Source organism: Delftia deserti, from assembly GCF_042653485.1.
GTDB lineage: Bacteria > Pseudomonadota > Gammaproteobacteria > Burkholderiales > Burkholderiaceae_C > Comamonas > Comamonas acidovorans.
In genome coordinates this window covers 3,097,036-3,114,220 of record NZ_JBHSIH010000001.1, presented here as the reverse complement: position 1 = coordinate 3,114,220, position 17,185 = coordinate 3,097,036, and the positions used below count along the sequence as shown (strand labels likewise).

Annotated in this window: 17 protein-coding genes; 5 read left to right on the top strand and 12 right to left on the bottom strand. The window is 68.8% G+C overall.

Features of this window, described 5'->3' with window-relative positions; genetic code table 11:
- Nucleotide 1: 1 nt before the first annotated feature.
- From ACFPFG_RS15140 to ACFPFG_RS15130, 3 genes are all read left to right on the top strand, one after another.
- On the top strand, nucleotides 2–3,760 hold the full coding sequence (locus ACFPFG_RS15140) for an IPTL-CTERM sorting domain-containing protein (RefSeq protein WP_380107239.1): 3,759 nt from the start codon (nucleotides 2–4) through the stop codon (nucleotides 3,758–3,760).
- Between the two features lie 150 nt (nucleotides 3,761–3,910).
- Nucleotides 3,911–4,462 (top strand): exosortase H, encoded by a 552-nt coding sequence (gene xrtH, locus ACFPFG_RS15135; protein WP_183020062.1) that lies wholly within the window; start codon nucleotides 3,911–3,913, stop codon nucleotides 4,460–4,462.
- Nucleotides 4,463–4,472: 10 nt separating this feature from the next.
- The gene (locus ACFPFG_RS15130; RefSeq protein ID WP_183020063.1) at nucleotides 4,473–5,228 is read left to right on the top strand and encodes an exosortase H-associated membrane protein; all 756 of its coding nucleotides are present in this window, start codon (nucleotides 4,473–4,475) and stop codon (nucleotides 5,226–5,228) included.
- A 19-nt stretch (nucleotides 5,229–5,247) separates the two neighbouring features.
- On the opposite strand, the gene ureG is transcribed toward ACFPFG_RS15130, so the two are convergent.
- The 10 genes from ureG to ACFPFG_RS15080 form a co-directional block, all read right to left on the bottom strand.
- Nucleotides 5,248–5,889, bottom strand: a complete 642-nt coding sequence (ureG, locus tag ACFPFG_RS15125) for an urease accessory protein UreG (RefSeq protein WP_183020064.1) — start codon at nucleotides 5,887–5,889, stop codon at nucleotides 5,248–5,250.
- A 20-nt stretch (nucleotides 5,890–5,909) separates the two neighbouring features.
- The gene (locus ACFPFG_RS15120; protein WP_312371511.1) at nucleotides 5,910–6,626 is read right to left on the bottom strand and encodes an urease accessory protein UreF; all 717 of its coding nucleotides are present in this window, start codon (nucleotides 6,624–6,626) and stop codon (nucleotides 5,910–5,912) included.
- A complete protein-coding gene (gene ureE, locus ACFPFG_RS15115; protein ID WP_380107236.1) occupies nucleotides 6,619–7,287 on the bottom strand; it encodes an urease accessory protein UreE in 669 nt (222 codons plus the stop codon). Before ureE ends, ACFPFG_RS15120 begins: the two co-directional genes overlap by 8 nt.
- A gap of 7 nt (nucleotides 7,288–7,294) precedes the next feature.
- Nucleotides 7,295–8,998, bottom strand: coding sequence for an urease subunit alpha (gene ureC / locus ACFPFG_RS15110; protein ID WP_380107235.1), 1,704 nt, complete (start codon nucleotides 8,996–8,998; stop codon nucleotides 7,295–7,297).
- 12 nt (nucleotides 8,999–9,010) lie between these two features.
- The gene (locus ACFPFG_RS15105) at nucleotides 9,011–9,316 is read right to left on the bottom strand and encodes an urease subunit beta (protein WP_183020215.1); all 306 of its coding nucleotides are present in this window, start codon (nucleotides 9,314–9,316) and stop codon (nucleotides 9,011–9,013) included.
- A 27-nt stretch (nucleotides 9,317–9,343) separates the two neighbouring features.
- Nucleotides 9,344–9,967: a HupE/UreJ family protein gene (locus tag ACFPFG_RS15100; protein ID WP_312370995.1), complete on the bottom strand. Its 624-nt coding sequence runs from the start codon at nucleotides 9,965–9,967 to the stop codon at nucleotides 9,344–9,346.
- A 158-nt stretch (nucleotides 9,968–10,125) separates the two neighbouring features.
- A complete protein-coding gene (locus tag ACFPFG_RS15095; RefSeq protein WP_012203116.1) occupies nucleotides 10,126–10,428 on the bottom strand; it encodes an urease subunit gamma in 303 nt (100 codons plus the stop codon).
- A 17-nt stretch (nucleotides 10,429–10,445) separates the two neighbouring features.
- Complete coding sequence (locus ACFPFG_RS15090; RefSeq protein WP_380107232.1) at nucleotides 10,446–11,363, bottom strand: urease accessory protein UreD; 918 nt, start codon at nucleotides 11,361–11,363, stop codon at nucleotides 10,446–10,448.
- 200 nt (nucleotides 11,364–11,563) lie between these two features.
- The gene (locus ACFPFG_RS15085; RefSeq protein ID WP_183020069.1) at nucleotides 11,564–12,802 is read right to left on the bottom strand and encodes an MFS transporter; all 1,239 of its coding nucleotides are present in this window, start codon (nucleotides 12,800–12,802) and stop codon (nucleotides 11,564–11,566) included.
- A gap of 46 nt (nucleotides 12,803–12,848) precedes the next feature.
- Complete coding sequence (locus tag ACFPFG_RS15080) at nucleotides 12,849–13,361, bottom strand: RidA family protein (protein WP_380107230.1); 513 nt, start codon at nucleotides 13,359–13,361, stop codon at nucleotides 12,849–12,851.
- 129 nt (nucleotides 13,362–13,490) lie between these two features.
- Between ACFPFG_RS15080 and soxR the strand changes: the two genes are divergently transcribed.
- A complete protein-coding gene (gene soxR, locus ACFPFG_RS15075) occupies nucleotides 13,491–13,961 on the top strand; it encodes a redox-sensitive transcriptional activator SoxR (protein ID WP_380107228.1) in 471 nt (156 codons plus the stop codon).
- Between the two features lie 29 nt (nucleotides 13,962–13,990).
- Here soxR and ACFPFG_RS15070 read toward each other — a convergent pair whose 3' ends face one another.
- The gene (locus ACFPFG_RS15070; RefSeq protein ID WP_183020216.1) at nucleotides 13,991–15,160 is read right to left on the bottom strand and encodes an MFS transporter; all 1,170 of its coding nucleotides are present in this window, start codon (nucleotides 15,158–15,160) and stop codon (nucleotides 13,991–13,993) included.
- 325 nt (nucleotides 15,161–15,485) lie between these two features.
- Here ACFPFG_RS15070 and ACFPFG_RS15065 point away from each other — a divergent pair, with 325 nt between their 5' ends.
- The gene (locus ACFPFG_RS15065; protein ID WP_183020071.1) at nucleotides 15,486–15,953 is read left to right on the top strand and encodes a hypothetical protein; all 468 of its coding nucleotides are present in this window, start codon (nucleotides 15,486–15,488) and stop codon (nucleotides 15,951–15,953) included.
- 175 nt (nucleotides 15,954–16,128) lie between these two features.
- Here ACFPFG_RS15065 and ACFPFG_RS15060 read toward each other — a convergent pair whose 3' ends face one another.
- Complete coding sequence (locus tag ACFPFG_RS15060; protein ID WP_183020072.1) at nucleotides 16,129–17,079, bottom strand: diguanylate cyclase; 951 nt, start codon at nucleotides 17,077–17,079, stop codon at nucleotides 16,129–16,131.
- Nucleotides 17,080–17,185 lie beyond the last annotated feature (106 nt).

The window sequence follows — 17,185 nt, the reverse complement described above, 5'->3', positions numbered from 1 at the left end:
CATGGCTTTCACAGGAAAGGGCTGGGTGGCGCGTGCGCTACCGCCCACGCGCAAACAGGCGCAGCGCCGGCCTGCAGGCTGGTGGGTGCTGATGGCCGGTGGTCTGCTGGCGACGGGGATGGCCGTGGCGGCACCCGCCGACACGGACATCCTGGTCAACCACGATGGTTTGTATGGGGGGGCGCCGGAAATCGGCGGCCTGGCGCGAGGCATCTTCACCTACCGGGCCAAGGTCAAACTCAATGCCGGGAGCGACGCCGTGGGTGTGCAGCTTCAGGAGGTGCTCCCTGTGGGGGCCGTGCTGCAGAACATCGTCTCCGCTCCCGCAGGCATCGCTTGCCTGCCTGCGTTGCCGGCAGGCACGGTGCTGACGGCTGCCAACAACACGTTCGTTTGCGATGTGGGCACGCTCGGTGCGGCAGACGGGTTCAAGTCCGTGGACTTCGACGTCATGCTGCCCACGGTGAACACGAACTGGAAGGCCGTTGCCAGCGCCAGCCTGGACACGGGTCCGATCGATGCGGATGGCGGCGTCAACAACATCGATCTGGCGCGCAACTTCACCACCTATGACGCGGCCGACCTGGGCATCTCGCTGACCCCCTCGGCCACCGCGGTGAACAATGGCGAGGCCTACAGCTATACCCTGCGGGTGACCAACCACGGGCCCACCGATATTCCGGCAGCCGGCCATACGCGCGTGACCTTCGAAGTGCCCTCTGGCGCGACGATCACGGGCGCCCCCGCCTTCCCGGGCGGCGCGGGCGCCTGGAGCTGCACGCCAGCGGCCGGTGCCTATCCGATCACCAGCGGCATCATCACCTGCGACCATCCGGGACAGCTCGCGGGAACGCCAGCAGCCGTCCTGCCGGATATCGTCATCCCGGCCGAAGCCTCGATGAGCGGCCCCATCGGCGCCGCAGCCAGCGTGCAGGGTTTTCAGAATGCCATGACGCCCATGCCGGACGGCCAGAAGGACAACAACACGGACAGTGCGGTCGTCACCTCCTCGGGCAGCGGCTATGTCGACATGTCGCTGAGCAAGATCGCCAGCAAAGCCTTTGTCGATGCCAAGGACGGCCAGGCCACCGTGGTCGAGTACACGCTCACGCCGCGGCGTGTGGCCGGCGCCATCGTGCCCCACGATATCCTGGTGACCGACAACCTGCCTGCGGGCATGACGTTCGCAGCCTTCAGTGCCGGGCTCAATCCCGGTTGGAGTTGCAGCAGTACCGTGAGCACGGTGACGTGCCGATGGGCCGGCCCCTTCAGCGGCAACATCGCCACCAACATGCCGGCGATCAAGTTCACCGCGAATGTCGCAGGGCCGGGTGTCGCGAAGGCGGGCACCACCCTCGTCAATGACGCCACGCTGGTGCTGGAGAGCCAGGCCGAGCCCAACATCACCAACAACAAGTCACAGGCCATCGTGACGCTGAGCAACACCGCCCAGCTGACGCTGAACAAGAGCAAGGTGGGCATGGACCTGCCCGTACTCAGGGGCGATCCGTTCTCATACACGCTCGCCATCGGCAACACCGGCCCCATGGACGTGCTGCCCGGCCAGGCCATCACGGTCACGGAAACGCCGGGGCCCCGTCTTTTGCTGACCGGTGTCACTGCCGGATGGAGCTGTGCCCCCGGGTTCGCCGGCGGCGCGACCAATGCCCCCCAGACCTGTACCAATTCCGACGGACTGGCCAACGGGGCCGAGACCACGCTGGTATTCAATGCCCAGGTCGACGATCTGGGTGGCGCGGAATTTGCCCAGTTCACCAACAACGCCACGGCGGGCGCGGGGCCGGACCGGGGCGGCATGACCGTCAACTCCTCCGCCAAGGTCACGGTGTCCGAGAATGTCGCCGACGTGGGCGTGGTCAAGAGCCTGGTTCCCCAGCCCGCCTTGCCGGTCAGGAGTGGTGACGAGGTCACATACCGGATCACCGTGACCAACCATGGGACGGTGGTCTCCAAGGACATCGAGATCATCGATGAGCTGCGCGATCTGGTCACCAGAAATGATGGCATCCAGAGCGGCGGGACCTCGCTCTATCCGGCGGGCGGATTCATGTCTGCCACGGCCAGTGGCGCTGGCGCTGCGGTCGTTGACTGCCCGCAGCCCTCCGGCAATGCCGATTCCAGGGAGCGCACCCTGACTTGCACCGTTGACCAACTGGTGCCGGGCGAGTCCGTCACCGTGGAACTCAAGATCCGTCCCAAGGTCGATCTGGGCAATCTCGGCGCAGGCGGTGCTTCTTACAAGAATGCCGTGACTGCGTACTCCCAAGCCATCCACGACGCCAATGAGAACAATAACCAGTCGGAGGTCGATCTCAAAATGACGTCGCTGGTGGACCTGACCGTGGACAAGCAGGTCGCGCCACTGACCGAGGCCGCTGCCGGTGAACCGGTGAAGTACAGCATCACCACCACCAACCTGGGCCCCTCGCATGCCGAGGGCGTTGCCATGGTGGACCAACTGCCGGCCGATGCCTTCCTGATCGGCGTGCCTGACGCCCATGGCGGCAGCTGCACATACAAGGATGGCAAGGGCGCCGCGGTGACCAATCCGGATGGCATGCGTGGCGGCACCATTTCCTGCACCTGGCCCGGTGCGCTGGCCGCCAAGGGACTGTATCTGGTGGAGTACATGGCCCGCTCCGCAGGCGACAACCCGGCGCCTGGCACCCGCCTGCGCAACGTGGTGGACGTGACCACCACCACCGAGGAAATCCGCCTGGACAACAACCACGCGCAGGCCGAGATCGGTCTCAAGCGTGCCGAGCTGGACGTGGCCATCGACATGAACCACACCAAGGATGGTCTGGTGCTGGGCGAGACGACCGAATACACGCTGATCATCAAGAACACGGGCGCCTCGTACGCGACCCAGGTCAAGGTGACGGATGCCTTCCCGGCGTCGATCGTGGACAAGGGCACGACGCTCAACTCCTCTGCCACGTTCAGCTATCAGGGTGGCCTGGCGCTGGCAGGCATCGGTGGGGCCACGCCCTCCTGGTGCACGCAGCCGGCCGTGGGCGCGACTTCGGGCCAGCTCGACTGCACCATCCCGCTGATGGCTCCTGGCGAGACGTTGACGATCAAGTTCACGATGAAGGCCGAGTCGCTGCCGGGCAAGGCCAAGACCGGCACCATCTTCCACAAGGCCAGCGTCAAGCCGCATGAGGAGGAGTACCTGAGCAGCGGTGCCGACGTGCTGGCCAACAATGCCACCACGGACCGCACTTCCACCAGCCAGGCTGCCCACAACGTCGACCTCGGGGTGGACAAGAAGGGTCCGTCCACCGTACTGGACGATGGCGATACCGCCACCTACACCCTCGCCGTCACCAACTACGGCCGCGATCCCCAGTCGCCCGCAGGCGCCACGGTGACCGATGTGCTGCCCGCCGGGCTGGAGTTCATCTCGGCATCGGCCGGCTGCAGCTATGCCAGCGGCACGCGCACCGTGACCTGCAGCGTGCCGCAACTGGCCAAGGGCGGCACGGCGGTCTTCACGCTGGAGACAAAGCTGGACAAGCCCTACAAGGGCGCCCGTCCGCTGGTCAACTCGGCCACGGTCACGGTGCCTGGCGACGGCAACCCGGACAACGACAAGAGCACGACCACCACGCCGCTCAAGCCGGGCCCGGGCAGCACGGCCAGCATTCCCACACTGTCGCAGTGGGGCCTGATGCTGATGTCGTGCCTGCTGGCACTCATGGCGCTGGGCGCGATGCGCAGACGCGAACGTCTGTGATGCCTCGGTCCTGAAGACAAAGGTCGGTGGTGCGATGTGCCACCGGCCTTTGTCGTCTGCAGGGCATACGAAGATAATGCGAGCCTGTAGAAGGACACTGTTTCGCAACCGCCAGGTCGCAAGCCCGGCAACCAACACCTACGACCTGCCATGCTGCGCTTCTTTCTGATCTTTCTGGCCATCCAGCTGACGATGTTCGGGCTGAACCTGCTCAGTTGGGTGCAGCAGCACATCGTGCTGCCCTGGACGTCTTTTCTGGCGCATATCTGCGCCTCGCTGGTGACCTGGTTCGACAGCACCGCCTCGGCCACGGGCAAGGTGCTGTGGAACACGGCCACGGGCTTTGGTGTTTCCATCGAGGCCGGCTGCAATGGCCTGGAGGCCTACATCGTGCTGTTTGCCGCCGTGATGGCCTTCCCCTCGTCATGGCGCCAGAAGCTGGCGGGCCTGCTGGCCGGCTTCGTGGCCGTGCAGGCCATCAATGTGCTGCGCGTCATCAGCCTGTTCTACCTGGGCCAGTGGAGCACCACGGCCTTCAACTTCGCGCATGAATACCTCTGGCAGGCGCTGATCATGCTGGACGTGCTGGTCTTCTGGCTGCTGTGGGTGCGCTGGAGCGGCCGCAAGGCGCCGTCGCAGGATGATGGCGGCCAGCCGCCGCTGCCGCCCGCCGCTGCAGCTTCCTCCGCCGTGGCCGCCTGAGGAGCACGCCATGATCGGACGCAATCCCATCTCGCGCTTCGCGGCCCTGGCCATGGGCGGCATCGTGGTGCTGACCCTGGCCTGGACGCTGGCGGCCGGCTGGCTGGCCGTGCCGGTGTCCGGCATGAGCAAGTGGGTGCTGGAGAACGCCGCCAGTGGCTGGGTGCAGCGCGTGGACCTGGAGACGCCCCGCAGCCTGGTCGTCAATTCCTCGGTCCAGGTCTCCAACGAGCAGACCGGCTGGCGCCGCGCCGAGGCCATCGTCGAGGTCGATCCCACCCGCTACGGCTACGGCCTGCCCGTGCTGGTGGCCATGCTGCTGGCGGCCTGGGGTCCGGGCCGGTGGTGGCGCATCCTGGCGGGCTATGTGGCGCTGCTGCCGCTGCAGACTTTCAGCGTGGTCTCGCAGGTGCTGATGCAACTGTGCCTGGCGGCGCGGCTGGACCTCAATGTGCTGGGCATACAGACATGGCAGCTGGAGGCCATCGTCTACGCCTACCAGATGGGCGGGCTGATGGTGCCCACGCTGTGCCCGGTGCTGCTGTGGCTGGCGCTGGACATGGGTTTTGTGCGCCGCGTGCTGCTGCCGGCCTGGAACCGCAGCCGGGCGCCCGCCGCCGCGCCCCAGCCCATGGTGGCGCCCAAGCCCTCGGCATGGCGCCAGACCGATGGTGCCGTCACCTCCACCGGCCATCCGCTGGTGTCCTCCAGCAGCGCGGCCACCCTGCCCAAGGCCAAGGCCACCAGCGGCACGCCGCAGCGCTGAAGGCCGTGCACGGCCGTCTTCAGGCCTGCGCGGGCATGGGCGGCAGCAGGCCGCGCTCGGTGATGAAGTCGATCACCTCGCGCAGGCCCTTGCCGCTTTTCACGCTGCCCATCACATAGGGCTTGCGGGCGCGCATGCGCTGCGTGTCGGCTTCCATGATGGACAGGTTGGCGCCCACGTAGGGCGCCAGGTCGGTCTTGTTGACCACCAGCAGATCGCTCTTGGTGATGCCGGGGCCGCCCTTGCGCGGAATCTTCTCGCCGCCTGCCACGTCGATCACGTAGATGGTCAGGTCCGACAGCTCGGGGCTGAAGGTGGCGGCCAGGTTGTCGCCTCCGCTTTCGATGAAGACGATGTCCGCCTCGGGGAACTGGCGCAGCATGCGGTCCACGGCTTCGAGGTTGATGGAGGCGTCCTCGCGGATGGCCGTGTGCGGGCAGCCCCCGGTCTCCACGCCCATGATGCGCTCGGGCGGCAGGGCCTCGGCCACCGTCAGCAGGCGCTGGTCCTCCTTGGTGTAGATGTCGTTGGTGATGACCACCAGGTCGTAGTGGGCGCGCATGGCCTTGCACAGCATCTCCAGCAGCGTGGTCTTGCCGGAGCCGACCGGGCCGCCGATGCCGACGCGCAGCGGGGGGAGTTTCTTGGTGCGGGTGTTCATGGTGGATGACAGGTGAGTGATCAGGACCGGAAAAGCCGGGAGTACTGGTGTTCGTGCCGCGCCTGCAGCACGCTCCATTGGGGCAGCATGGTGTCCAGCCGCGGCGGCTGCGCGTCGGCGCGGCGGCGGGCCTCGCCCACGGCCTGCTCCAGCAGCGGATGCAGGGCCAGCAGCAGGCTCTGGCCCGCCACCTGGCCCAGCGGCACGGCCTTGATGGCGGCGGCCACCTGGTTCTCCAGCCAGGCAAAGCCATAGGCCAGCAGGGCATGGGCCTCGTCGGCTTGCACGGCGGCGCAGGCGCAGGCAAAGGCCGTGGGATAGGCCAGGCCAGGGTTGTCCACCAGCGCGCCCAGCCGGGCCAGGCGGGGCGCAAAGGCCTCGCCGCCCCAGGGCACGGAGCGCAGCAGGCTGTGCAGCGACCAGCCCATCTGCAGCGTCTCGGCACGCGCCTCGCGGCTGTCGCGGCTGGCAATGAACCACTGGTTCCATTCTTGCACCGCCACCTCGTCGCTTGCGCTCCAGGCCCGGCGCAGCAGCAGCCACAGCGGCGCCTCGCAGCGCGCAAAGCCGTGGGCCAGCGCATCGGCAATCCAGGTGCGCGCCGTGCCGGCATCCGTGACCAGGCCGTGCTCGATGGCGGCCTCCAGCCCCTGCGAATAGCTGAAGCCGCCCACGGGCAGCTGGGGCGACGCCAGGTGCAGCAGGGCGCACAGGCCCTGTATCGACAGGTCAGCCATGCGGATGGTCGTGGCCGTGCCCGTGTCCGCAGCAGCCTTTGTGATCATGGTCATGGCTGTGGTCGTGGCCATGTTCATGCCCGTGGGAATGATCGTGGGAATGGTCGTGGGAATGGCCGTGTGAATGGCCGTGTGCGTGCCCATGGTCATGCAGCGCATACACGCTCTGCGCCAGCGCCTGGTCCTCGGCAAAGCTGGCGTCATGGCCGTGGCGGTGGCCGCCGCCATAGGCACCGGCCTCGGGCTCGAAGGGCGCGTCCACCAGGGCCACCTGCGCGCCCAGGCGCAGCAGCATGTCGTGCAGCACGGGGTCGTTTTCCAGGTGCAGGTGCGTGGGCGTGACCTCCACCGGGATATGCCGGTTGCCCAGGTGATAGGCCGCACGCAGCAGGCCCAGCGGCGTGGCTGCCGTCACGCGCAACACCGCCTGGGGCGCCGCGCGCACGGCGACCAGGCTGCCATCCTCGGCCACCAGCACATCGCCGCCGCGCAGCACGCTGCCGCGCGCCAGCACCACGGCCAGCTCGCGCCCCGTGGAGTCGATGGCCGCAAAGCGGCTCTTCTGGCGCATGTCCCAGTCCAGTTCCAGCGTGGCGGCGCGCCTGACCAGCACGGCGGCAAGGCCCCCGCCCTGGGGCATGTGTTTGTTGACGGTGAGCATGGGGTGATCAGAACAGAAAATACCGCTGCGCCATCGGCAGCTCGGTGGCGGGCTCGCAGGTCAGCAGCTGGCCGTCGGCGACGACCTGGTAGGTCTCGGGATCGACGCTGATGTCGGGCTGCCAGTCGTTGTGCACCATGTCGCGCTTGCTGACGCTGCGGCAGTTTTCCACGGCCACGGTGCGCTTGCGCAGGCTGTAGCGGTCTGCCACGCCGGCCTGCTGGGCGGCCTGTGAGACGAAGGTCAGGCTGGCTGCCGCCACGCCGCTGCCCTGGCCCGCGAACATGGGCCGGTAGTGCACGGGCTGGGGCGTGGGGATGCTGGCGTTGGGGTCGCCCATGGCGGCGCTGGCGATGCTGCCGCCCTTGAGGATGAGGCTGGGCTTGACGCCGAAGAACGCCGGCCGCCACAGCACCAGGTCGGCCAGCTTGCCCACCTCCACCGAGCCCACGACATGGGCGATGCCATGCGTGCGCGCCGGGTTGATGGTGTACTTGGCCACGTAGCGCTTGACGCGGAAGTTGTCGTGGCGTGCGTTGTCGCCCGGCAGGCTGCCGCGCTGGACCTTCATCTTGTGCGCGGTCTGCCAGGTGCGCAGCACGACCTCGCCCACGCGGCCCATGGCCTGGCTGTCGCTGGAGATCATGGAGAAGGCGCCCAGGTCGTGCAGCACGTCCTCGGCCGCGATGGTCTCGCGGCGGATGCGGCTTTCGGCGAAGGCGATGTCCTCGGCAATGGAGGCATCCAGGTGGTGGCAGACCATGAGCATGTCCAGGTGCTCGTCCAGCGTGTTCACCGTGTAGGGCCGCGTGGGGTTGGTGGACGAGGGCAGCACGTTGGCCTCGCCGCAGACCTTGATGATGTCGGGCGCGTGGCCGCCGCCGGCACCTTCGGTGTGGTAGGTGTGGATGGTGCGGCCCTTGAAGGCGGCCACCGTGGCTTCCACGAAGCCGCCCTCGTTGAGCGTGTCGGTGTGGATGGCGACCTGGGTGTCGGTCTCGTCGGCCACGCCCAGGCAGCAGTCGATGGCGGCGGGAGTCGATCCCCAGTCCTCGTGCAGCTTCAGGCCGATGGCGCCTGCCGCGATCTGCTCGCGCAGCGGCGCGGCCTGGCTGGCGTTGCCCTTGCCCAGCAGGCCGATGTTCATGGGGTAGCCATCCACGGCCTGCAGCATGCGCTCCATGTGCCAGGGGCCGGGCGTGACCGTGGTGGCGAAGGTGCCCGTGGCCGGGCCCGTGCCGCCGCCGATCATGGTGGTCACGCCGCTGGTCAGCGCCTCGTCGATCTGCTGCGGGCAGATGAAGTGGATGTGCGTGTCGATGCCGCCGGCCGTGACGATCATGCCCTCGCCCGCAATGATCTCGGTGCCGGGGCCGATGACGATGGTCACGCCCGGCTGCATGTCCGGATTGCCGGCCTTGCCTATGCCTGCGATCAGCCCGTTCTTGATGGCGATGTCGGCCTTGACGATGCCCCAGTGGTCGATGATCACGGCATTGGTGATGACGGTGTCGGCGCAGTCGGCGGCCATGCGCTGGCTTTGGCCCATGCCGTCGCGGATGACCTTGCCGCCGCCGAACTTGACCTCTTCGCCGTAGATCGTGTGGTCCTTCTCGATCTCGATGACCAGGGCCGTGTCGGCCAGCCGCAGGCGGTCGCCCACGGTGGGGCCGAACATCTCGGCATAGGCCTGGCGCGTGATGCTTGCCATGAATGTTCCCTTTCAGAGAGGCCCCATCACCTTGGCGTTGAAGCCGAAGATGATGCGGTCGCCGGAGATTTCCACCAGTTCCACCGTGCGCTCCTGCCCGGGCTCGAAGCGCACGGCCGTGCCGGCCGCGATGTTCAGCCGCCAGCCGCGTGCGGCGGTGCGCTCGAAATGCAGGGCCTCGTTGACCTCGAAGAAATGAAAGTGCGAGCCCACCTGCACGGGCCGGTCGCCGGTGTTGGTGACCGTGAGGGTCTGCACCGGCCGGCCTGCGTTCAGCAGGATCTCGCCGGGCTCGGCCAGCAGCTCGCCAGGGATGATGCGCTCGGTCATGTGCGGCTCCCGCGTTCAGCCTGCCAGCGCCACGGCGCCGTAGCCCATGGCGGCCACGCCGGCCAGGCGTGCGGCCCAGGCCGATGCCGTGCCGCCGCGCATGGCCCGGCCAAAGGCCACGCCCAGCGCATGCAGCACCAGCGTGGTGGCGACCATGCCCGCCATGTAGGCCCAGAACACGGCTGCTGGCAGCGCGTGGGGGAAGACCTCGCCATGCGCGTATCCGTGGAACAGCGCGAAGGTGCCAGCCAGCACCATGGCCAGGGCCACGGGCAGGCGGCGCTGGGCCACCAGCAGCAGGCCGAAGGCCAGCAGCGAGGCTGCCACCATTGGCTCGACGGCCGGCAGCTCCAGCGGGGTCTGGGTCAGCGCCAGGCCCAGCGCCATGCAGGTGGCAAAGGCCACGGGCGGCAGCCACTGGCGCTTGAGCATCAGCCCGCACCACAGGCCCAGCGCCACCATGGCCAGCAGATGGTCCAGGCCCGCGATGGGGTGGGACAGCCCGGCCATCAGGGCCTGCATGGCGCCATCGCCGGCGTGCAGGTGCGCGCCTGCCCCCGTATGGGCGCTGGCGGCCGTGGCGGCGGCCAGCAGGGCCGGGGCGAGCAGGTAGTTGAAAGTGTTGCGGAATCTGAACATGGAGATCTCCTTGATCGCTATCGAGACTGGATCTGCCCACGGCACAAGCTGATGCAGCGGGCTGGTTGGGGGTGCCCAGCAAGGGCCTAAGCTGGCCGCGCCGCCCCGCAGCGATGGCGCCGTCCCCCTTGGGGGAAGCGGCGTAGCCGCTCAGGGGGTCAAACTATCGGATGGTGAACGGTGACCAGCTTGGTGCCGTCCGGGAAAGTGGCTTCGACCTGGATGTCCGGAATCATTTCGGGGATGCCCTCCATCACATCGGCGCGCGTCAGCACCGTGGTGCCCAGGTGCATGAGCTCGGCCACGGTCCTGCCGTCGCGCGCCCACTCCAGCACGGCGGCGCTGATCAGCGCCACGGCCTCGGGGTAGTTGAGCTTCAGGCCGCGCGCCTTGCGCCGCTCGGCCACCAGGGCTGCGGTGAACAGCAGCAGCTTGTCTTTTTCACGCGGGGTGAGTTCCATGGATGAGTCTCCGTTGATCAGGTGGCCCAGAGGCGGGGAGGGCGGGCAGGCATGTCCAGCAGTGCCGGGCGCAGCAGGCGCCAGCCTTGATGCAGCACGGCCCGTGCCGCCTCCATGCGCCGTGCCAGCACGCGCAGCAGCAGCACCGAGGGCGCGCCGCCCTGGCCGGCCAGCAGGCTGGTGCCGGCGCGCACCTCATCGCTCCAGGGCAGGCTGGCGGCAAGTTGCTCGCTCAATGTCTCCATGGCCGCCAGGGGTTCCGGGGCCACGGCCCAGAGGCTGGCCTGTATGGGGAAGCCGGCCCAGGCAACCGGGCTGGACAGCAGGGCATGGCCGCAGTGCAGTTCGCCTTGCTCCAGCCACAGCGGCCGTCCGCCGCATGCGAGCCGGTTGTGAAGCTGCAGGCGCGCGGCAGCGGTGTGGGCGCCGCCGGTGTGGTTCCAGTGCTCGCCCGCGCCATAGCGGCCCAGCACCACGGCATCCCAGCCGATGGCGCGCGCGCCCGGGGCAAGCTCCAGGTCCAGCGCCATGGTGGCGTCGGCACCGGCGAACAGCATGTTTTCCTGCGGCAGCCATTCCAGGATGGCGCCTTCTTCCACGCGCAGCCGCACGCGCTGCGCGGCCGGGCGGCCCTGGGACTTGTACCAGCGCGTGGCGCCGGGCGTGGTCAGCAGGGCGTGGGCGCCGGCCTCCACGGCCACATCGATCTGCAGCTGGTCGCCGCCGGCCACGCCACCGGGCGGATGCAGCAGCACGGCATGGCAGATGCCGGGACCTTCGGGGTGCAGCGGTTTTTGCACGCGCAGCGGGCCGCTGTGGCGTGCGTGGGAAAGCACGCTGCCCTGGCTGGCGCGGTGCCCGAAGCGCAGCTCCAGCATGGCCTGCCAGCCCGAGGCGCAAGCGGGTGCGGCGGTGATCGGTAGCGCTGCGGACATGGGCGTGACGGGCGGTACGGGGCGTGGCGGTTGTAACGGCCTTCGTCATGCATTTAGCGTGCCAATCCGGTGCAGTGGCGGACGCGCACTATTGGTGCGCAATTGCATCGGATTGGTGCGTGCGCTGCCTTGCGCGGGGCGGAGAGCGGCACGTTTGCAGTGCATTCCTGCGCCGCCGTGCCGCTGGCTGGTGCGATTTCCTACGCCCGCGCCCTGGCCTGGCGTGCCAGGCTTCTGTCCCAGGCCACCACGGCCAGCGTCGCCAGGCTCAGGGCCAGGCCCGCAACGCTGGCACCCGTCCACCCCCAGTGCAGCCAGACCGTCGAGCCCACGGCCGAGCCCAGCGAGGCACCGATGAAGTACCCGGTCATGTAGACCGCATTGATGCGCGAGCGCGCCGAGGGCGCCAGCGCGTAGATCACGTTCTGGTTGCTGATGTGCAGGGCCTGCAGTGCGGCGTCGACGATGAGCAGCCCCGCCAGAAACCACCACAGGCTGGTGCCGCCCAGCCATAGCGCTGCCCAGCCCGCCAGCATCAGCAGGCCGCCAGCCAGCGTGGTGCGCTGCTCCAGCCCCCGGTCGGCCAGGCGCCCTGCCATGTTGGCCATGAGGGCGCCGGCCACGCCGACCAGGCCGATGAGGCCTATCTGGGCATCGCCGAACCCGTAGCCCGGCCCTGCCAGCAGCAGCGCCATGGTCGAGAACAGCACGCTCACCGTGGCAAAGCCCATGCCGCCGATCAACGCCCGGCTGCGCAGGCGCGGCTGCTCGCGCGCCAGCGTGAGCAGGGAGCGCATCACGGCGCCATAGCCGATGCGCTGGGCCGGCCGTGCCAGGGGCAGCGCGCGCCGCAGCAGCAGGGCCACGCCCGCCGTGGCCACCGCGCCCACCCAGTAGACGGCATTCCAGCCGCCCAGCTGCGACAGCACGCCCGCCACGCTGCGCGCCGCCAGGATGCCGATCAGCAGCCCGCTCATGACCAGGCCCACGGCGCGCCCGCTGGCGCCGGGCGCCGCAAAGCTGGCCGCCATGGGCACCAGCACCTGGGCCGCGACCGAGAACAGCCCCGTCATCAGCGTGCCCGCCGCCAGCAGCGCAAAGCTGTGCGCCATGCCGCTGGCCAGCATGCCCAGCGCGGCCAGCAGCATCAGGCCCAGCACCAGGCGGCGGCGTTCCAGCATGTCGCCCAGCGGCACGAGCAGCAGCAGCCCCAGCGCATAGGACACCTGGGCCATGGTCACCGTCAGCGAGGCACGCGCCTCGCTGATGCCCAGGTCGATGGCGATGGAGTGCAGCAGCGGCTGGTTGAAGTAATTGGCGCCCGCGCACAGGCCGCAGGCCGTGGCCATGAGCAGCAAGGTGCTGTGCGGCAGCACGGGCGTGGCGGTGGCTTGCATGGACGGTGAGGACAGGGAGGAGGCCGGGGAGGATCTGTTCATCGGACGAATGCCTGTGGTATCTGCTGATCGCTGGCAAACGGACGGGTCAGACCCACAGCGGCGGCCGCGCCGGCTGGGCGGTGGCGGGCAGCGCGGCCACGGCATCGACCTCGATCAGCATGCCGGGCAGGGCCAGCCGGGGCACGGGGATCAGGGTGCAGGCCGGAAAGCGCGGCCGGGCATCGCCGGGGGCGCCATCCCCCCAATGCAGGCGTACGGCGGCCTGCCAGTCGTTGAAGCGGGCCTCCGAGTGGTCGACGATGAGCAGGGTCAGCTTGACCACCTGGCCCATGTCCGCGCCCGCCGCCTGCAGCGCCAGCTTGAGGTTGGACAGGGCCTGCTGCGCCTGCACCGCGAAGCTCTCGGGCAGGTCTCCCGCCTGGTTCTCGCCGCCCTGGCCCGAGACGAAGGCCCATTGCGCCGGCCCGTGCACGGTGACCACATGGGTGTAGCCGTTGGGCGTGGCGTCGTAGAGGCCGGCGGGCTGCAGATGGTGCAGTTGCGGGGCCGTGGAAGCTGCGGGCTGTGCCGAGGCGGTCACAAGTGCGTCGTGTGGCATGTATGGCTTGGAGTCTGAGGTTGCGCCGGACCTGCCGGCGAGGCTTGCCAGTGTGGAACCTCAACCAAAGTTGAGGTCAAATGCAGGCCTGCTTGGACCTATTTTTCCTGCGCCTATTTTCCTGCTGCCATGAATCTGTCTTCTGCCGGTGTCACCGCGTCCGACCATGACGGGCCGGCCATCCTCTCCGTGGGCGAAGTCGCCCGGCGCAGCGGCATCACCGTCTCGGCCCTGCATTTCTACGAGCGCCAGGGACTGATCGAGAGCCTGCGCACGCCCGGCAACCAGCGCCGCTATGCGCGTGCCGTGCTGCGGCGCGTGGCGGTCATCAAGGTGGCCCAGCGCATGGGCGTGCCGCTGGCCGAGATTGCCGAGGCGCTGCAGGACCTGCCCAGCGGCTGCACGCCCACGCAGGCCGACTGGGCCGCGCTGTCCGCACGCTGGCGCCATGCGCTGGATGCGCGCATCCAGGGCCTGACCCAGCTGCGCGACCAGATCGACGGCTGCATAGGCTGCGGCTGCCTGTCCCTCAAGGTCTGCCCGCTGCGCAATGACGGCGACTGCCTGGCCGAAGACGGGCCGGGGCCGCACTTTCGCTGAACAGGCCTGCGCGTGGGCGCGAACAGGCCCTAGTGCTTGGGCATGGGCAGCGTGGGCGTGCGCGTGCACATCCAGCACAGCCAGCCGGCCAGCGCGCCCATGACGATGCAGTAGGCGACCAGGGCCTCGGTGATGCCGATATGGTCCGAGAGCCAGCCCAGGCCCAGGATGGGCACGATGGTGCCCAGGTAGCCGACCACCAGGTACGTGGACAGCAGGCCCGTGCGCGTGGCAGGCGTGGAGACCTTGTTGACGATGGACATGCCCGCCAGGTTGCACAGGCCGTGGCCTGCCGCCGTGGTGATCACGCTGAGCGCGAACAGCAGGGCCGAGCCCGCGAAGCTGTTGACCAGCAGCAGAAGGTTGCAGGCCACCAGGCAGGCAAAGCCCAGAATGGCCGAGCCCTTGGTCGGGCGTGGGCGCGCCAGGTACTGGAAACCCGCCGACAGGAACAGGATCACGCCGATGGACAGGCCCGAGACAGCCGGCCCGTGCCAGGGCACCATGCGCTGCATGAAGCTGGGCGCCAGCGAGGCGAACAGGCTGAACATGCCGAAGGCGCAGAACGCGCACATGCCGCCCAGCGCGTAGTGGCGCGCAAAGCGGCGCTCCGGCAGCGTGATGGTGGGCATGAAATCGCGCCAGTGCAGCGCGCGTGCCTGGGTGGATGCCAGCTCGGCCGGCTCGGCGATGCGCACCTGGTACAGCGCATAGACGGCCAGCAGCCCCAGCCCCAGCGAGGGGATGTAGGCCGTGACCAGCGGCCAGGGCAGCCACTGCGCGATCAGCCCGCCCACCACGGGGCCCAGCCCGAAGCCGAAGGCAATGGTCAGGCTGGTGGTGGCAGCAGCGCGCTGCAGGTCGCCCCGGTTGTTGAGCCGGGTCATGCCCACCGAGGCCGAGGTGGTGATCAGCCCCGAAGCCACGCCGATCACCACGCGCCCCAGCGCAAAGCTGGGCACGTTCCAGGCCACGGTGGAGGCCAGCACGCCCAGCGTCATCAGGATCAGCCCGGCGCGCAGCACGGTGACAAAGCCGAAACGGTCGGTCAGCCGGCCCAGGAACAGCAGGCTGGCCAGCGCGCCGAACATATAGGCCACGAAGATCTGCGTGATGTGGCTGGGCTGCAGCCCCCAGGCCTGCTGGTACAGCGGGTACAGCGGGCTGGCCAGGGCGGTGCCCATGACGCCCACGCACATGGAAAAACACACCCACGCATAGGGTGGCCAACGGGTTTGCATAGAAGAAGGAGCGCGAAGAAAGCGAAAGCGAGGGGACAGCGGGGTGGAGGCGGCGCCGCGCGGGCCTGGCGCCGCCGTGGCGCCACGGCACTGCCCGGGAGCGCATGGAATCTGGAATGACCCGCAGGCCAATGGGTGAATTCTAAGAAACCCGCGTGTCCCGGGTGTTTCGCTGCCTCCGAGCCCCTGGCATGGACCCGGGCATACCGCCGGCATCGTGCGCCGGGCGGGCAGGTGTACCCTGTGGCCGTCCCTGTGTTTTCCCTTGTCCAGAGAGTCCGGCATGCCAGTTCCACCCTCCGCTTTCATGACCTCCCTGCCATCCCGCAAGGCAGCGTGGACCGCGCTTGGTGCCTGCGCGCTGCTGCTGGCCGGCTGCGGCTCGGTGGGCGGCGGCGTGGGCATCGGCATTCCGGTCGGCCCCGTGTCGGTGGGCGTGGGGCTGGGCAGCGGCGGGCTGAGTGCCGGGGTCGGCACGGGCGTGGGCCCGGTCGGCGTTGGCGTCGGCGTCAACCAGAGCGGCCAGGTGCTGGGCAGCGCAGGCGTGGGCGCCTCCACGGGCGTGGGCGGCGCGCGGGTCGGCGTGGGCGTGGGTTCATCCACCGTGCTGCACGATCCGCAGCGTTCCAACGTTCAACCGGCCCAGGAGCCAGCGCCTGCAGCCCCGCATCAGACCCCGGCCGGCCAGTTGCAATGGCGCGACGCCAGCGGTCAGGTCGTGCCGACCTGCCGCGTCGATGGACGTTGCTGAGCCGGCTCTATCGCGCTGTGTGAAACTGCCACGGCCCAACTCAGGGACGCCAAGCAAGAGCCGCCTCGCGGCGGGGGCGCCCAGCCGAGGGCGTCGTCCCCCTCCCTCGCGAAGCGAGTAGAGAGGCGCCGTGCAACGGGGGGAAGGCGCGTAGCGCCTCAGGGGGTGTTTCCGGTCACCCAGCCCAGACGATGCGGTCGCGACCAGCGTTTTTTGCAAGGTACAGGCGCCGATCGGCATCGGCCAGCAGTTGCTGGGCACTGTTGGTGGGCGAAGGCGCGATGCAGGCCACGCCCAGGCTCACGGTCAGCGCCTGGCCCAGGGGCGAGGCGGCATGGGGCAGGTCCAGCACCCTGAGCGCATCGACGATGCCCTGCGCCACCAGCACCGCGCCATCCAGCGCCGTATGGGGCAGCAGGCAGACGAATTCCTCGCCCCCATAGCGCGCCAGCAGATCGCCCGGCCGGTGCAGCGCGCCCTGGATGGCCTGGGACAGCTGGCTCAGGCATTCATCCCCGACCAGATGGCCGTAGTGGTCGTTGTAGGCCTTGAAATGGTCCACGTCGATCATCACCAGCGACAGCGGCTCGCCCAGGCGCTGCAGGCGCATGAACTCGCGCGCCAGCTGGGCTCCGAAGAAGCGCCGGTTGGCCGCGCCCGTCAGCCCGTCGCTGTGCGACAGCAGCTGCAGCATCTGGCGCTGCTGTGCAATCTCCAGATGCGTGCGCACGCGTGCCTTGAGCACGGCCGGGCGAAAGGGTTTGGTCACGAAATCCACGGCGCCCAGGTTCAGGCCCAGTTCCTCGCAATGGGGCTCGGTCAGCGCGGTGAGGAAGATGATGGGGATATGCGCGGTCTCCAGGTCGGCCTTGAGGCGGCGGCAGACCTCGAAGCCGTCCATCTCCGGCATGCGGATGTCCAGCAGGATGAGGTCGGGCTGGTGCTGGTGGGCCAGGGCCAGCGCCTCCTCGCCGGTGTAGGCCACAAGCGGGCCGCACAGATCCTTGATCACCTGGCAGATGACGGTGGCGTTGTCCGGAACGTCGTCCACCACCAGCACCTTTTGCGCGGCAGGCAAGGGCTGTAGCGGGTTGGGCAGCGATGGTGGGAAGGCGGAGTAGGGCATGGCCGATGGGATTTCGGGCCGAGAATACCCCGGAACCCGCAGCCCTGGATAGGGCGCCGCGGGCTTGGACAATTTGTAAAGATATCTGTCTTCGGGAGGCAGGCGG

Bases quoted from the DNA above. Each gene is read 5' to 3' on its own strand.
- ACFPFG_RS15065 (WP_183020071.1), top strand. From the start codon at position 15,486: ATGCCAGTTCCACCCTCCGCTTTCATGACCTCCCTGCCATCCCGCAAG.
- ACFPFG_RS15060 (WP_183020072.1), bottom strand. From the start codon at position 17,079: ATGCCCTACTCCGCCTTCCCACCATCGCTGCCCAACCCGCTACAGCCC.
- ACFPFG_RS15085 (WP_183020069.1), bottom strand. From the start codon at position 12,802: ATGAACAGATCCTCCCCGGCCTCCTCCCTGTCCTCACCGTCCATGCAA.
- ACFPFG_RS15130 (WP_183020063.1), top strand. From the start codon at position 4,473: ATGATCGGACGCAATCCCATCTCGCGCTTCGCGGCCCTGGCCATGGGC.
- ureG (WP_183020064.1), bottom strand. From the start codon at position 5,889: ATGAACACCCGCACCAAGAAACTCCCCCCGCTGCGCGTCGGCATCGGC.
- ACFPFG_RS15140 (WP_380107239.1), top strand. From the start codon at position 2: ATGGCTTTCACAGGAAAGGGCTGGGTGGCGCGTGCGCTACCGCCCACG.
- ACFPFG_RS15095 (WP_012203116.1), bottom strand. From the start codon at position 10,428: ATGGAACTCACCCCGCGTGAAAAAGACAAGCTGCTGCTGTTCACCGCA.
- ureE (WP_380107236.1), bottom strand. From the start codon at position 7,287: ATGCTCACCGTCAACAAACACATGCCCCAGGGCGGGGGCCTTGCCGCC.
- ACFPFG_RS15090 (WP_380107232.1), bottom strand. From the start codon at position 11,363: ATGTCCGCAGCGCTACCGATCACCGCCGCACCCGCTTGCGCCTCGGGC.
- ACFPFG_RS15120 (WP_312371511.1), bottom strand. From the start codon at position 6,626: ATGGCTGACCTGTCGATACAGGGCCTGTGCGCCCTGCTGCACCTGGCG.
- ACFPFG_RS15070 (WP_183020216.1), bottom strand. From the start codon at position 15,160: ATGTGCGTGGGCGTCATGGGCACCGCCCTGGCCAGCCCGCTGTACCCG.
- ACFPFG_RS15100 (WP_312370995.1), bottom strand. From the start codon at position 9,967: ATGTTCAGATTCCGCAACACTTTCAACTACCTGCTCGCCCCGGCCCTG.
- xrtH (WP_183020062.1), top strand. From the start codon at position 3,911: ATGCTGCGCTTCTTTCTGATCTTTCTGGCCATCCAGCTGACGATGTTC.
- soxR (WP_380107228.1), top strand. From the start codon at position 13,491: ATGAATCTGTCTTCTGCCGGTGTCACCGCGTCCGACCATGACGGGCCG.
- ACFPFG_RS15080 (WP_380107230.1), bottom strand. From the start codon at position 13,361: ATGCCACACGACGCACTTGTGACCGCCTCGGCACAGCCCGCAGCTTCC.
- ureC (WP_380107235.1), bottom strand. From the start codon at position 8,998: ATGGCAAGCATCACGCGCCAGGCCTATGCCGAGATGTTCGGCCCCACC.